The sequence below is a fragment of the Bordetella sp. 02P26C-1 genome (assembly GCF_009763255.1).
Classification (GTDB): domain Bacteria; phylum Pseudomonadota; class Gammaproteobacteria; order Burkholderiales; family Burkholderiaceae_B; genus Bordetella_A.
Map to the genome: position 1 here is coordinate 27,676 of NZ_WSJB01000022.1, position 13,603 is coordinate 41,278.

The 13,603-nt window shown below is 60.4% G+C and carries 15 protein-coding genes; 8 read left to right on the forward strand and 7 right to left on the reverse strand.

What is annotated here, in order from left to right; all coding sequences use genetic code 11:
* Positions 1-57: 57 nt before the first annotated feature.
* Positions 58-669 (reverse strand): glutathione S-transferase family protein, encoded by a 612-nt coding sequence (locus GOQ28_RS12870; protein ID WP_160351697.1) that lies wholly within the window; start codon positions 667-669, stop codon positions 58-60.
* Between the two features lie 93 nt (positions 670-762).
* On the opposite strand from GOQ28_RS12870, the gene GOQ28_RS12875 reads away from it, so the two are divergent.
* Complete coding sequence (locus GOQ28_RS12875) at positions 763-1,989, forward strand: PQQ-dependent sugar dehydrogenase (protein WP_442862105.1); 1,227 nt, start codon at positions 763-765, stop codon at positions 1,987-1,989.
* Between the two features lie 20 nt (positions 1,990-2,009).
* Here the strand turns inward: GOQ28_RS12875 and GOQ28_RS12880 are convergent, their stop codons facing one another.
* Positions 2,010-2,381 (reverse strand): DUF423 domain-containing protein, encoded by a 372-nt coding sequence (locus GOQ28_RS12880; RefSeq protein WP_160351696.1) that lies wholly within the window; start codon positions 2,379-2,381, stop codon positions 2,010-2,012.
* A gap of 139 nt (positions 2,382-2,520) precedes the next feature.
* Between GOQ28_RS12880 and asd the strand changes: the two genes are divergently transcribed.
* Positions 2,521-3,384: an archaetidylserine decarboxylase gene (asd, locus tag GOQ28_RS12885; protein WP_160356735.1), complete on the forward strand. Its 864-nt coding sequence runs from the start codon at positions 2,521-2,523 to the stop codon at positions 3,382-3,384.
* A gap of 25 nt (positions 3,385-3,409) precedes the next feature.
* Here the strand turns inward: asd and GOQ28_RS12890 are convergent, their stop codons facing one another.
* Together GOQ28_RS12890 and GOQ28_RS12895 are read right to left on the reverse strand one after the other, a co-directional pair.
* Positions 3,410-4,195 carry a MetQ/NlpA family ABC transporter substrate-binding protein gene (locus tag GOQ28_RS12890; RefSeq protein ID WP_160357009.1) on the reverse strand — a complete coding sequence of 262 codons (786 nt, stop codon included), beginning with the start codon at positions 4,193-4,195 and terminating at the stop codon, positions 3,410-3,412.
* A 120-nt stretch (positions 4,196-4,315) separates the two neighbouring features.
* A complete protein-coding gene (locus GOQ28_RS12895) occupies positions 4,316-5,206 on the reverse strand; it encodes an NAD(P)-dependent oxidoreductase (RefSeq protein WP_160356736.1) in 891 nt (296 codons plus the stop codon).
* Between the two features lie 245 nt (positions 5,207-5,451).
* On the opposite strand from GOQ28_RS12895, the gene GOQ28_RS12900 reads away from it, so the two are divergent.
* The 6 genes from GOQ28_RS12900 (at position 5,452) to GOQ28_RS12925 (ending at position 10,571) form a co-directional block, all read left to right on the forward strand.
* The gene (locus GOQ28_RS12900) at positions 5,452-6,177 is read left to right on the forward strand and encodes a TerC family protein (RefSeq protein WP_160351693.1); all 726 of its coding nucleotides are present in this window, start codon (positions 5,452-5,454) and stop codon (positions 6,175-6,177) included.
* A 319-nt stretch (positions 6,178-6,496) separates the two neighbouring features.
* On the forward strand, positions 6,497-7,357 hold the full coding sequence (locus tag GOQ28_RS12905; protein WP_160356737.1) for an alpha/beta fold hydrolase: 861 nt from the start codon (positions 6,497-6,499) through the stop codon (positions 7,355-7,357).
* 130 nt (positions 7,358-7,487) lie between these two features.
* Entirely contained in the window at positions 7,488-8,072 is a 585-nt protein-coding gene (gene ssuE, locus GOQ28_RS12910) for an NADPH-dependent FMN reductase (RefSeq protein WP_160356738.1), read from the forward strand.
* Between the two features lie 31 nt (positions 8,073-8,103).
* Entirely contained in the window at positions 8,104-8,319 is a 216-nt protein-coding gene (locus GOQ28_RS12915; RefSeq protein WP_160351690.1) for a TOBE domain-containing protein, read from the forward strand.
* A 15-nt stretch (positions 8,320-8,334) separates the two neighbouring features.
* Positions 8,335-9,456, forward strand: a complete 1,122-nt coding sequence (locus GOQ28_RS12920; protein ID WP_160356739.1) for an LLM class flavin-dependent oxidoreductase — start codon at positions 8,335-8,337, stop codon at positions 9,454-9,456.
* A gap of 32 nt (positions 9,457-9,488) precedes the next feature.
* Entirely contained in the window at positions 9,489-10,571 is a 1,083-nt protein-coding gene (locus GOQ28_RS12925; protein WP_160356740.1) for an LLM class flavin-dependent oxidoreductase, read from the forward strand.
* 88 nt (positions 10,572-10,659) lie between these two features.
* Here the strand turns inward: GOQ28_RS12925 and GOQ28_RS12930 are convergent, their stop codons facing one another.
* The 3 genes from GOQ28_RS12930 to GOQ28_RS12940 all read right to left on the reverse strand — a co-directional run bounded on the left by GOQ28_RS12930 (position 10,660) and on the right by GOQ28_RS12940 (position 13,378).
* Complete coding sequence (locus tag GOQ28_RS12930) at positions 10,660-11,397, reverse strand: ABC transporter ATP-binding protein (protein ID WP_442862106.1); 738 nt, start codon at positions 11,395-11,397, stop codon at positions 10,660-10,662.
* 23 nt (positions 11,398-11,420) lie between these two features.
* Positions 11,421-12,254, reverse strand: coding sequence for an ABC transporter permease (locus GOQ28_RS18640; RefSeq protein ID WP_336603775.1), 834 nt, complete (start codon positions 12,252-12,254; stop codon positions 11,421-11,423).
* 77 nt (positions 12,255-12,331) lie between these two features.
* Positions 12,332-13,378: an ABC transporter substrate-binding protein gene (locus GOQ28_RS12940; RefSeq protein WP_160356743.1), complete on the reverse strand. Its 1,047-nt coding sequence runs from the start codon at positions 13,376-13,378 to the stop codon at positions 12,332-12,334.
* Between the last annotated feature and the right edge of the window lie 225 nt (positions 13,379-13,603).

The window sequence follows — 13,603 nt, forward strand, 5'->3', positions numbered from 1 at the left end:
GTTGCTCTTTGCTCTTTGCTCTTAGCTCTTAGCTCTCTGTTCTCTGGAACTGAGGCTTTACAGGCCTTCGGCTTTTAGAGCGGCTTGTACGGCTGGGTCGGCTTCCATGCGGGTGGCGAACTGGGATAGGTTGTCCATGCCGGATAGGTCGATGTTTTTGGCTTTGGCCCAGCGTAGGACGACGAATAGGTACGGGTCGGCTAGGGATGGTTTGGCGCCAGCCAGGTAGGGTTTGTCGGCTAGCTGTTTGTCTAGGATGCCGAAGAGGTTGCGCAGCATGCCGGCGGCGGAGTTGCGTAGGGCCTCCTGCGCGGATTCGTCGGGGACGTATCGCGGTGCGCCGAAAATCAACGAGAAGGTTTTGTGCAGGTCGGAGTTGATGAATCCGAGCCAGCGACGGACTTCGGCGCGCGAGGCGGCGCTGCCGTCGCCAAGCAGATTGAGTTCGGGGGCTTTTTCGGCCAGGTACTCCAGGATCGCGGCGTTTTGCGTGAGCGTCAGGCCGTCATCGGTGAGCGCGGGAACGGCGCCCAGCGGGTTGATTTTCAAGAATTCGGGTTGCTTGAGCGCGTCGCGGGCCACGGCTTCGGCTTCGTAGGGCTTGCCGATCCATTCCAGCACGATGTGCGTGGCCAGGGAGCAGGCGCCGGGCATGTAGTAGAGTTTCATTATTGCTTGGTCTCCATAACAATAAACAGGCAGGTGTTTATATCAACTGGTTATGGTACGCCGGTTTGCGGGGTGTGCGTACTGGGAGCTTGCATGCGACAACTAGGGTTAAAAGTTAGGGCGTTGCCGTTGGTCGTGGCGCTGGGTACTGCGATGGGATTCGGCGCGGCCGGGGCCGTGGCTCAGGCGGCGGATAAGGTTACCGGGGCGAGGTCTGCTGATGCGGATGCGGTCGCTTTGCAAGCTCCGCCTATGCAAGCGGGGGCCTTTAGCGAAGGCCGCGCAAAGGTCGATAAGATCGCTGATGGATTGGAGCACCCGTGGTCGCTTGCCTTTTTGCCTGATGGCGACATGCTGATTACTGAGCGGCCGGGGCGCTTGCGCAGAGTCGATGCTCAGGGGCGGGTGTCTGCGCCTATACGTGGTGTGCCTGAGGTGTTCGCGCAGGGGCAGGGGGGATTGTTGGATGTGGTGTTGTCACCGGGGTTCGCGCAGGATCGGCGGGTTTATTTGTCGTATGCGGAACGGGGTGGCGATGGAAAGGCCGGGACTGCGGTAGGTGTTGGGCGCTTGTCCGAGGATGGGCAGGGGCTTGAAGATTTCAGGGTGATTTTCCGGCAGGAGCCGAAGCTCTCGACGGGGAATCACTTTGGTGGGCGGATGGTTTTTGACCGTCAGGGTGATTTGTTTATCGCCCTGGGGGAAAACAATCAACGACCGACTTCGCAGGATCTGGATAAGCTGCAAGGCAAGATCGTGCGGGTCGGTGCGGATGGCTCGCTGCCTGGGGACAATCCGTTTGTGGGCGAGGGTAACGCGCGGCCGGAGATCTGGACGTATGGGATGCGCAATCCTCAAGGACTGGCTCTGAATCCTTGGACGGGTGAACTCTGGGAACACGAGCATGGGCCGCGCGGTGGGGATGAGGTGAACATCATCTACCCGGGGCGCAACTATGGTTGGCCGCTGGCGACGTATGGGATTAATTATTCCGGTTTGCCGATTCCAGAGGCCAAGGGCGATACGCTCAAAGGTGGGCAAGGGCCGCTGTATTGGTGGAAGAAATCTCCGGCGATCAGCGGCATGGCGTTCTATGACAGCGATGCATACCCACAGTGGAAGGATTCGCTGTTCATTGGAGCGTTAGCGGCTCAGGTGTTGATTCGACTCTCGCTGGAAAACGGCAAAGTCGTGAGCGAGGAGCGGTTGTTGTCGGATCTGAACGCCCGTATTCGCGATGTACGGCTGGGACCCGATGGGGCGATTTATGTGTTGACGGATGAGGGTAACGGCAGGCTGCTGCGCGTGACCCCCGAGTGAGAGTGGGCGACGACGCGCGATCACGCGGCGCGCCAGGCTGTCCACGCTACCCATGCCCAGGCCACCAAAAACGCCACGCCGCCGATAGGCGTGATGGCGCCGAGCCAACGGATTCCTGTCACGGCCAGCAGATATAGGCTGCCGCTAAACAGGATAATGCCTGCAAACATGATCAGCCCGGCAGTGCTCATGCCGGCGCCGTATCTGGCGGCGAGTAGCGCGATGATGAAAAGGCCCAAGGCATGTACCAGGTGATAAAGCACGCCTGTTTGCCATACGGCCAGCATGTCGCTGGTGAGGGATTGCTTCAGGCCGTGGGCGCCGAAAGCGCCGGCGCCTACGGCGGCGATCATGTTCAAAGCAGCCAGCACGATGAGGTGGCGGTCGGTCATGGGGGTCCTCATGGCAGATTCATGGAAAGTGGCATTATCCCAGTACTGCGGGGCTTGCTGGCGCTACACTCCTAGAACAAGTAACATCCGTATCCCTTCACGGCCCTGCGCCGAGTCACGTCGTATTTCTCCGGACCCCATGCACTTTAAAGACCAGCTCTTCTTAGCCAGCCAATACCTTGCACCTCATCATTTAGTGTCAAGGTTAATGGGTTTGGCTGCAGATTGCCGCACGCCAGCGGTGAAGAACTGGATGATCTCGCGTTTTGTGCGCCGCTATGGGGTAAATATGACCGAGGCGCTGCTCGAGGACCCGCTGGCGTACCCGACGTTCAATCAGTTTTTTACACGCGCGTTGAAGGCCGATGCACGCCCGTTGGATACGGAACCGCAAGGCATTCTGTGTCCCGCGGATGGGGCGATCAGCCAGTTGGGTCGTATCGAGCAGGGTCGTGTGTTCCAGGCCAAAGGGCATTCATATGGCCTGACGGCATTGCTGGGTGGGGATGCGCATCGCGCGGACCCCTTCGTCGATGGCGAATTCGCGACGGTGTATTTGTCGCCGCGCGATTATCACCGTGTGCACATGCCGTGCGCGGGGACGTTGCGCGAGATGGTGCATGTGCCGGGGCGGTTGTTTTCGGTCAATCCGTTGACGGCCACGCATGTGCCCGAGCTGTTCGCGCGTAACGAACGCGTGGTGTGTATCTTCGATACCGAATTTGGCCCGATGGCGTTGGTGCTGGTGGGGGCGATGATTGTCGCGTCCATCGAGACGGTTTGGGCGGGCCTGGTCACGCCGCACAAGCGGCAAGTACGTTCGACGCGCTATGACGCGGCCTCGCGCGCGCCGATCCATCTGGAAAAGGGCGCGGAAATGGGCCGGTTCCTGTTGGGGTCGACCGTGATCGTGCTGTTTGGGCCGGATCGCGTGCGCTGGACGGATACGCCTTCCGTGCGTGGGCCGGTGCGTATGGGCGAGTTGATGGCGCTGCCGGCTTAGGGACAGCGCCGATTACCGCAGTCGGTCACCAAGGAAAATCGATCAAGTCGCCGTAGAGCGCGCGCAGTTTTGCCTTGACCTCGGGCGACTGTTGATAGATCTGGATGAATTCGAGCAGGCGCGGATCCCGCGCATGGTCGGGGGTCGTCACCCAGCGGATGGCGTACCGGCGCACGTTTTCCGGGTCGGTATTGTCAAACGCCAGACCGTCTTTTTCATCGATGCCCGCATGCTTGGCAAAGGTGGTGTAGGTGATGGAGGCGGTCACGTCGTCAAAGGTGCGCGCCGATTGGGAGCCCTCGACCTGGATGAGTTTGATGTTTCTGGGGTTGGCGACGATGTCTTGGATCGATGCACGGTGATCGGCGCCGTCGCGCAGCTGGATCAAGCCCATCGCGTTGAGCAGGAGTAACGCCCGGCCCGCGTTGACCGGGTCGTTAGGAATCGCAACGGTCGCGCCATCAGGGATGGCGTCACCCCGCTTGAGCTTTTTCGAAAACAGCCCAATCGTCGTGGAATAGCCGTACGCAATGGGCTGCAGCCGTGTGCCGCGGCTTTGGTTAAAGAGCTGCAAAAAGGGCTCGTGCTGGAAGAAATTCGCATCTAGCGCGCCCTCGGCCACGCCGGTATTGGGCATCACCCAGTCGCTGAATTCCACCAGCTCGACCTTCAATCCCCGCTTTGCGGCTTCGGCGATGGCGATCTCGGTAGCCTGATTGGCCACGCTGGGGATCACACCGATACGCAAAGGCTTGTCCTGGGCCGCATGCGCGGCGCCGGGCAAGACAGCGGCGAGCGTGAGCAGGGTCATCACGCCGGCCAGAGACAGTTTCAGAAGACGGTTCATCGCGATCGTTCCACCCGTGGCAAAGGCAAAACCACCATTGTGCCGCAGGTGGACGCCGAGCAGGCGAGGATCCCTCGCGCGAACTCAGGTTTTATCGTTGGCCAACAGCGCCACCAGATGCGGTAGCGTGGTGTTGGGGGCGGCTTCCTTGGCGCCGCGCTTGAACAGCTGCTCGATGCCGTCCGCGGCGATGTGGGTCGCACCGGTTTCCTCGGCCATGGTGGTGTAGTAGCCCAGGTCTTTATGCGCATTCGATAGCGAGAAGCGCAAGCCCGAATCGTCGCCTGATTGGATGAAAGGACGCAGGCGTTCGAGCGCAACACCGCCGCCACCGCCGTTGGCGAGCACGTCGACCAGCACCGAGGCGTCAATGCCGGCGCGCTGCGCGCAGGCGGCCGCCTCGGCGATGACGGCCGCGCATCCGAGCGAGACGTAGTTGTGCAGCAGCTTCATGCGGTGTCCGGAGCCGATGGGGCCGACGTAGGTGATGTTTTCGGCGTAGCAGCGTAGCAGCGGCTGGCAGCGCTCGAACAGTTCGCGTTCGCCACCCACGAGCAGATTCAGCCGGCCCTCGGCGGCCTCTTTAGGCGTACGCGTCATGGGGGCATCGAGAAACTGGCCCCCGGCCTCGGTGACGGCCTGGGCGATGCGCACGGTCGACGATGGAATTGCCGTGGAGCAGTCGATGACGACGGTGCCGGGGCGTAGCCCTTGCAACAGGCCATTGGGGCTAAATAGCACGTCTTCGACCTGCGGCGTGCCGGTCACGCAGAGGATGATGATATTGGCCTGACGCGCCACTTGGGCGGGGCTGGCAACTTTCGCGGCGCCTGCGGCGAGCAGGCTGTCCACGGGCTGGTTGCCCGGGTGGTCGAGCAACACAAGCGGATAGCCGTGTTTGACGATGTTGCTGGCAATGCCGTGGCCCATGAGGCCAACGCCAATCATGCCAATAGTGTCTTTCCCGATAGTCATCTGTTCAGTTTCGCTAAGAAAGCCTCCGTGCCTCGCCTCGGGGCCCTGATGGGGGCCCGAGACGGCACGGCGGCGGATGTTGGGTGGCAAGACCTGCTCGCGGCGCCGCTAGGGTAACCACGGTTTAGTGATCATACAAGTTACCGAATTTTAAGTTTTTTGTAAGTATTCGGCTGAAAGGCGTTCAGGTTTCTGTAAGAAATGCTAAAACAGCGGCTTCGGTATTTCGTTTATACGGAGATTGCATGCTCGAGTTTTTGCAGACCCTTAGCTGGGCCGCGGTATTTCAGATCATTCTTATCGACATCCTGCTTGGTGGGGACAATGCCGTGGTCATCGCATTGGCCTGCCGGAACCTGCCGGCCAAGCAGCGCATGCAGGGGATTCTCTGGGGCACGGCGGGCGCCATCGGCCTGCGCGTGTTGCTGATTGCGTTTGCGCTGACGCTGTTGACCATCCCCTATCTCAAGATCGTGGGGGCGTTGTTGCTGTTGTGGGTGGGCGTGAAGCTGCTCATTCCCGAGGAAGACGCGCATGGCAACATCAAGGGCGCGGTATCGATATGGTCCGCGGTAAAGACCATCATCGTGGCCGACTTTGTCATGAGCCTGGATAACGTGATCGCGATTGCGGGCGCTGCGCAGATGGCGGATCCCTCGCATCAGATCGGCTTGGTGATTTTCGGCCTGGTGGTGAGCGTGCCCATCATTATCTGGGGTAGTACGTTGGTGCTGAAGCTGATCGACCGTTTCCCGCTGGTGGTCACGTTTGGCGCTGCGTTGCTGGGCTGGATCGCCGGTGGCATGCTCGTGACCGATGTCGTCGTGGTTGAGCATTTCGGCGAGGTGTCGGGTACGGTGAAGATCGCGGCTGAAATCATCGGCGCGCTGCTGGTGGTGGGTTTGGGTCGCATGATCGCTGCTCGCCGCAAGCCGGCCGCGGCGTCGCAAGAGGTCGTGCGTCAAGGCTGATTGGCACAACGCAACGACTAAGCTGACGCGCGCGGATTCGCACAGTGCGCGTCAGCTTTCATTCCCTGGCCTGTGCCCATGTAATGTGGTGTGCGCATCGCGTGTTATTGCGGTTAAGATGCACGCGACTGCCGGAGGCCAGCATGGGAAAGCGTAGCGGCTACGCCATTCTGGACCATCAAGGGGTCTCGGTTTGTTCCGAGGCCCTTTTTGCTACCTGCAAGGCAGAAGCGTCTTGGCCGTGCCTCATGCAGTGCCTTTTCGACACGGCCGGGTATTCAAGAACGTGCACCTTTACCTAGTAGGCGGTTGTCGCAGCATGCAGGAATATTCATCGGAAGTGCTGGAAAACGCGGATGCGGAATTGGCCCGGCTGGACGCCAGCGCGCGCCATCATGCCGTCCGGATGGATGGTCGAACGTTCGTATGGCGCGAGTGGGGCAGTGGGCCCGCGCTTGTGTTGATTCACGGCGGACATGGCTCATGGATGCATTGGGCAAAGAACGTCGAACCGCTGGCGCGGCACTTTCGCGTGCTCGCGCCGAATATGGCGGGGTTCGACGATTCCGACGATTTCGATTGCGCACCCCATGATCCGATGCGGTGGGAACGCCTGCTGGATAGCTTGAAAATGGGCGTGGAGCAGCTGGTGGGAGATGCGCCGCTCGGGCTGGTGGGCTTTTCTTTCGGGGGCGTGGTCGCCGGGACGCTCGCGCCGCGGCTGCCGCATTTGCAGCGGCTGGTGTTGCTGGGTAGCGGCGGTCATGGCACGGCGCGGCGTGAAAAGGAGCGGCTGTTGGATTGGCGCGCGGTGACCGGCCGCGAACGCCAGGAAGCGCTGGCGCAGAATCTGGGCGTGTTTATGTTGTCCTCGCGCGAGGCCATCGATCCGTTGGCGCTGCGTATCCATACGCGGTCTTGCGAGCGCACGCGTTTTCGCAGTAAAGCGATTTCGCGCGATCAACGCTTAGCCAAGGCAATGCAGAGCTTGAATGTGCCGGTCCTGTTGGTATGGGGCGAGGAGGACGTCACGGCCGAGCCTGCGCAAGCTGCCTCTGCCCTGATCCAAGGACATCCAGACAGGCAATGGCACAGTGTGCCGCGCGCAGGCCATTGGGTGCAATATGAAAAGGCCGATGAGATCAATGCGTGCCTGATCGACTGGTTTCGGCAGTCTTAGACGGCAAGAGGGTGACGTGGGCGTGGGTGCCCGCGATCCCCGCATAACTTCATATCAAGTAAGTATTTTTCAGATGCTGGGCGGGCAGACAGAATGACCGGGTTCATTCAAATGGAAGCCACGCCTCACCATGAGCATCCTGACCCTGGCCGGCAGTCCTTCGCAGCACTCGCGTTCCACGGCCTTATTACGTTATGCCGCGATGCGTCTCGCGGCTCGCGGACTAAACAGCGACGAGCTTGGCCTGCGGGATCTGCCCGCAATTGATCTGATCGAAGGTCATTTCGACGGATCCGCAGCGCGTGCGTTGCGCGCGCGTGTAGCTGGCGCGCAAGCGCTCATCATCGCCACGCCTGTCTATAAGGCTTCGTTCGCAGGCGGACTGAAAGCCATCCTGGATTTACTCGACCAAAAGGCCCTGACTGACAAGATCGTGTTGCCTGTCGCCACTGGCGGCAGCACCGCGCACTTGTTGGCGCTCGAATACAGCTTAAAGCCGGTTCTTTCTGCTTTGGGTGCACGTCACATTCTGGCTGGCGTGTATGCCACGGATCGACAGGTTTGGATGGGCGAGGTCGAGGTCCGCATCGACGCAGACGTACGCGAACGCTTGGATGCAGCGGTCGAAAGTTTGGTGCGCCATCTTTATGCGACGCCGCTCTCACAAGGCTACGACTTGGGTTATCTGGCACTTAACGCACGGTTCAGCGTGTGATGCCATCCGCATTTCTATCAGGAGCACCCGTATGACCATTCCCTCCATCAACGCCCGCAATCAGTTCCGTGGCCGGATCAAAGAGATCATTCTTGGACCGGTGGTTTCCGAAGTCGATGTGGACACACCAGCGGGCATAGTGACCTCGGTAATCACAACGCGGTCGGTGAAAGAACTGGATCTACAAGTCGGCACAGAGGTGCTGGCGTTCGTAAAGGCTACCGAAGTTTCGGTGGCAAAACTCTAGACGTGGAGCCGTCGCATGAGCATCGAACTGAACTGGTATCTGCCGTCGCACGGCGATTTTCATGGTCTCGCGAATAATCAGGTAGGGAGTTCGCGGACCTTTGCGCGCACGAACCGTCCGGCCTATCTGTCGGACGTGGCCCGCGCTATCGAGTATGCAGGGTTTAATGCGATTTTGATTCCTACCGGTCCCAGTTGTCATGATGCGTGGGTGGTGGCTGCGGCGTTGTCTCGCGCGACCACTCGGTTGAAGTTTCTCGTCGCGTTTCGGCCGGGGTTCGTGTTGCCGGCGGTGGCAGCGCAGACCGCACAGTCATTGCAGCGTATCACTGGAGGGCGACTGTTGCTCAACGTAGTCACGGGGGGAAGCTCGACCGAGCAACGCGGATATGGTGATTTTCTGGATCATGCACAACGCTATGCGCGCACGGACGAGTTCCTCGACATCGTGCGTCGCCTGTGGTCGGGAGAGCAATTTTCTTATGACGGCGACTACTATCGCCTGCGCAATGCGCGCCTTCGGCGCGTTGAGCAATCAGCCCCACCGATTTATTTCGGGGGTGCCTCTGCGTCAGCCGAAGCCGTCGCGGCACGTCATAGCGACACGTATCTCGTCTGGGGCGAAACGCCAGACATGGTGCGTGAACGTATCGCGCGAGCCGACGCATTGGCGGGCGCGCATGGGCGTCGTCTGCGCTATGGCTATCGCGTCCACGTTATCGCGCGCGATACCGAGGAGCAGGCCTGGGCCGAAGCCGACCGGCTGCTGCGTGAGGTGCCGAAGGCGGACATTGAGAAAGCTCGACAGCAATTCGCGCTCAGCGAATCCACGGGGCAGGCGCGCATGACTAGCCTGCACGCCGGCAGGACGATCAACACCGTGCGCGATCTGGAAGTCTCGCCCAATTTGTGGGCGGGTGTGGGATTGGTGCGAGGTGGCGCGGGCACCGCTTTAGTCGGCAGTCACGAGCAGGTGGCTGAACGCATTCAGGAACTGCATGAACTGGGCGTGGATAGCTTCATCTTTTCCGGCTACCCCAATCTGGAAGAGGCGCTGCGTGTTGGCGAAGAGGTCTTGCCTTTGCTGAACCAGGCGAATTCGGCCAACTCAGCGGCGCTGCGCGCGGTCGGCGCCTGAGATTTCACTGTTTCCCACCGGAGGATTCGCTTATGACGGTTGAATTTAATTGGTTTTTGCCGACCAGCGGCGATGGACGTCATCTGAAGGACAACACCAGTATTGCGGGCGTGAGGGATCACGCGCGTCGCGAACCCACGCCGGATTATCTCGTGCAGATAGCGCGCGCGGCAGAAGCAGTGGGGTTCCATGCTGCATTGATTCCGACGGGTGCGGCGTGTGAAGATGGGTGGTTGACGGCTGCAGCATTGGCGCAAGAGACACAATGGTTAAAATTTCTTGTGGCGTTTCGGCCTGGGCTGGAGTTGCCGGCCTACGCTGCTCAGAAAGTCGCGAGCTTGCAGGAATTCACGGCGGGTCGTGTGTTGCTAAACGTGGTCACCGGTGGCGACCAGGACCAGCAAGAGGCCTACGGGGATTTTCTGGATCACGATACGCGTTACGCGCGCACGGCGGAATTTCTGAATGTCGCGCATCGCGCGTGGCAAGGGCCGGGACAGCATTATGACGGGCAGTATTTTCGGCTCGAAAATGGTGGGTTGCGTGAGCCCTTGAACGTCACGCCGGCGGTGTACTTTGGCGGGGCATCTGCGGCGGCTGAACAGGTCGCGGCGCAGCATGCCGATGTGTATCTCTTGTGGGGCGAGACGCCTGAGATGGTGCGCGAGCGTTTGGCGCGCATGCAAGCATTGGCAAAGGCGCACGGGCGCAGCCTGCGTTACGGTATTCGTTTACATATTATTGCCCGCCCTACGGATGGCGAGGCATGGGCAGAGGCTGACCGACTGTGGCGCGCATTGACGCCGCAGACAATCGAACGCGCGCGCACGGCATTGAGTGCCAGCCAGTCCGTGGGTCAGGCGCGCATGCTGGGTTTGAACGCAGGCAAGACCGTACAGCAGGTTCGGGATTTGGAAATCGCGCCGAATCTTTGGGCGGGTGTCGGCCTGGTCAGGGGCGGTGCGGGCACGGCGCTCGTAGGCAGCTATCAACAGGTGGCGGACCGCCTGAGCGAATACCGGGATTTGGGGATCGATACGTTCATCCTGTCGGGCTATCCAAATCTGGAAGAAGCGTGGCGCGTGGGCGAAAACGTAATCGGTCGCGTGCACTGAGCAGCAAGTGCCGAAAAGCTGGCTCGAGGCTAAAGGCCATTGCGTCAATGACGCAATGGCCTTTAGCGCAAACCGTCATCGGTGGCAGTCATGCAGGCAGTGCATGCGCTTGCGGCACTGGGATCTCCATGGGATCGTCGCTTTCTACCCCCAGACTCGCGAGTAAGTAGGCGCGCAGTTCCGCCGCGCGGGTTTCGCGCGCGGGATGACTATCGGGCAGGTCCACATAGAGATCGACCACCAAACGGCCCTGATCTAACACCAGAATACGCTGGGCCAGATGAATGGCTTCATCGACGTCGTGAGTCACCATCAACACCGCAGGACGATGTCGTTCGCACAGGCGGCGCAGAAGGGTATGCATACGCAGGCGCGTCAACGCATCCAGGGCGCCGAACGGTTCATCGGCGAGAAGCAGTTGTGGATCACGCGCGAGGGCACGGGCGAGGGCGACGCGTTGCTGCTCTCCGCCCGACAGTTCTCCAGGCCAGGATTTCTCGCGACCGCCCAGCCCGACTTCGGTCAAGATATCGGTGGCGCGCTTGACCGGGTCAGGGACGCTTAGGCCGAAAGTGACGTTGTCGATCAGCGACTTCCAGGGCAGCAGGCGTGCGTCTTGAAACACAACCGAAAGCCGTTGTGGCACGCGCAGGCGAGTGGCCGTGAAACCGTCCGGGTCTAGTCCGGCCAGCGCGCGCAGGAATGTGCTCTTGCCCGAGCCGCTGCGGCCGAGGAATGCGACGAACTGGCCGTCTGGGATATCCAGATCCACACCATCAAGCACGCTGCGTCGACCGAACCTGCGCGTGAGGCCGCGTATCGACACGACCGCATCGGATGTAAGAGAGCTTAGTTGTCGATCGTTTTTCGCCATTTAAATACCTTTTTCTGTAGCAGTCGCACCAGCGCGTCGGAGCTCAGGCCCAGCAGGGCGTACAGCGCCAAGCACACGATGATGATCTCGGTTTGGCCATAGGTGCGGGCAAGCTCGATCATGTAGCCGATCCCGCTGGTCGAATTCACCTGTTCGACGACAACGAGCGCCAGCCAGGAATACGTCACCGCGAACCGAAGTCCCAGCAAGAAGCCCGGCAATGCACCTGGGATGATGACGTGGCGGATGAACTGCCATCGTGTGACATCCAGGGTCTGCGCAAGCTCGAGGTAACGATTGTCGATGCCGCGCAGGCAATCGTGCGTCTGGATATAAATCGGCACGAAAACAATCAAGGCAATTGCCGTGACCTTCATCCCTTCGCCGATCCCGAGCCAGAGCATGAGCAAGGGCACGAGCGCGAGGCTCGGAATGGCGCGCTTGATCTGGACAGGGCCGTCGATAAGGTATTCAGCAACGCGGCTCAAGCCCGCGACGACGCCTAGCGCCCCGCCAGTGAGTACGCCCCAGAAGAGCCCCTGTACCGCGCGCCAAAGCGAGGTTTCAAAGTTGCTCCACAGCCGCCCGGAGGTGATGAGATCAGTGGCGGTAGTGACCACGACCCAGGGCGGCGACAAGGTGCGATGATCGATCAGACCAATGTAGGAGCCGAACGCCCATAACGCCAACAACAGCAGCGGGCCAATTGTCGGGCCGTAGCGCCAATGTCTGCCCAGGCCTAAGCGTGGGCGGTTTGTGCGTTGTTGCGCGGCTTCTGAATCGACCGCGACCGCAGTGGGTGCAGTCACGAATTGGCGTGGCGTCGTGGATGCGAGTCGCTGCAGATCCGTATCCAATGAAGCAGCAGACAGGGTGCGGGTTTAGCTCATGGTGTCTCCAGCGCCTGGGCGGCGACGTTTTCATAACGACGATCGAACAGATCCTCGGCTCTCAAGCGCGGCTTGCCGGTTTCCGCGGCCAGCAAATCAATGGTGGCCTGTTGGCGCGCAATCGCATCGTTCCAATCGGCTGGAATGTCGGGTTCGCCAGCGGATTTCACCAGATGTTTGCCGTCGTCTGCGGATAAACCCTGTTGTTCCACGAAGTAGCCGGCTATCCACTCCTGCGGGTGCTCGTAAATCCAACGCGACGCACGAGCCCAGGCCTTTACGTACTCGCGCACTGCCGCGGCCTTGGCGGGGTCATCCAGCACCGATTGAAGGCCGTAGATGTACCACGGGTCATCGCGTAGACCGTGCGAGATGAGCTTTGCCCCGTCCTTGCCGTAGTTGAGGAGATAACGTGGCTGATTGGCTTCGGCGATGGGTGCGGCATCGACCAGGCGGCTGGCTAGCGCGCTTACGTAGACGTCGCCTGTGCTCGGCATTTCCACCAGCGTCACGTCTTTTTGGGTGAGCCCTGCCTTTTGCAGCACGCGTAGCACCAGCGCGCCTTGCGCTTGGCCGGGGCTGTAGGCGATTTTCTTGCCGCGCAGGTCGTCGATGGAGTCGATCGCCGCACCCGGTGCGATACCGAGCTTATAGATGGGATGATCGATGGGGTCCTTTCGGAAGCCCGCCGCGACGATCTTGACGGGCAGTCCCGTCCACGTCGCATGTATAGGCGGGATGTCCGCGACCGCGCCTAAATCCAACGCCCTCGAGCGGAACGCTTCGGTGGTGCGCGGGCCACCACTGATGTTGGCCCATTCGACTTTGAAAGGCAGCTTGGCGAGCTCGCCCGATAGCTCCAGCGCACGTTGCGTCTTCGGGTCGCCAACGCGTAGTACGGTACCGGGTGGGACGGTGTCGGGGATATCCGACGCAGGTGCGGCAGCGGCACTGTGTGCAAAGCCGCACAGCGCGACAACACCCAGCCACTGCGCGGCACGTACGGTGCGCAATAAGGGTGAGCGCAAGGATAGCAAGGTCATCTTAAAAAGCTCCTGGATCGAAAGAGGATTCGCTGTGGCGTGTGGTGGGCGCCTTCACTATCGCGCGACATCCGGATCATTCTGGCCAATGAAACGTAGACCTCAAACGCATTAATTTTCATATTTTTATGTGCTCAAAATGCCGTGAATCGACGCTATCGATATACCTATTTGTTCATGCCTACACCGTAATTGACCGGGCCGACGGGCGCACGTACTGTCAAG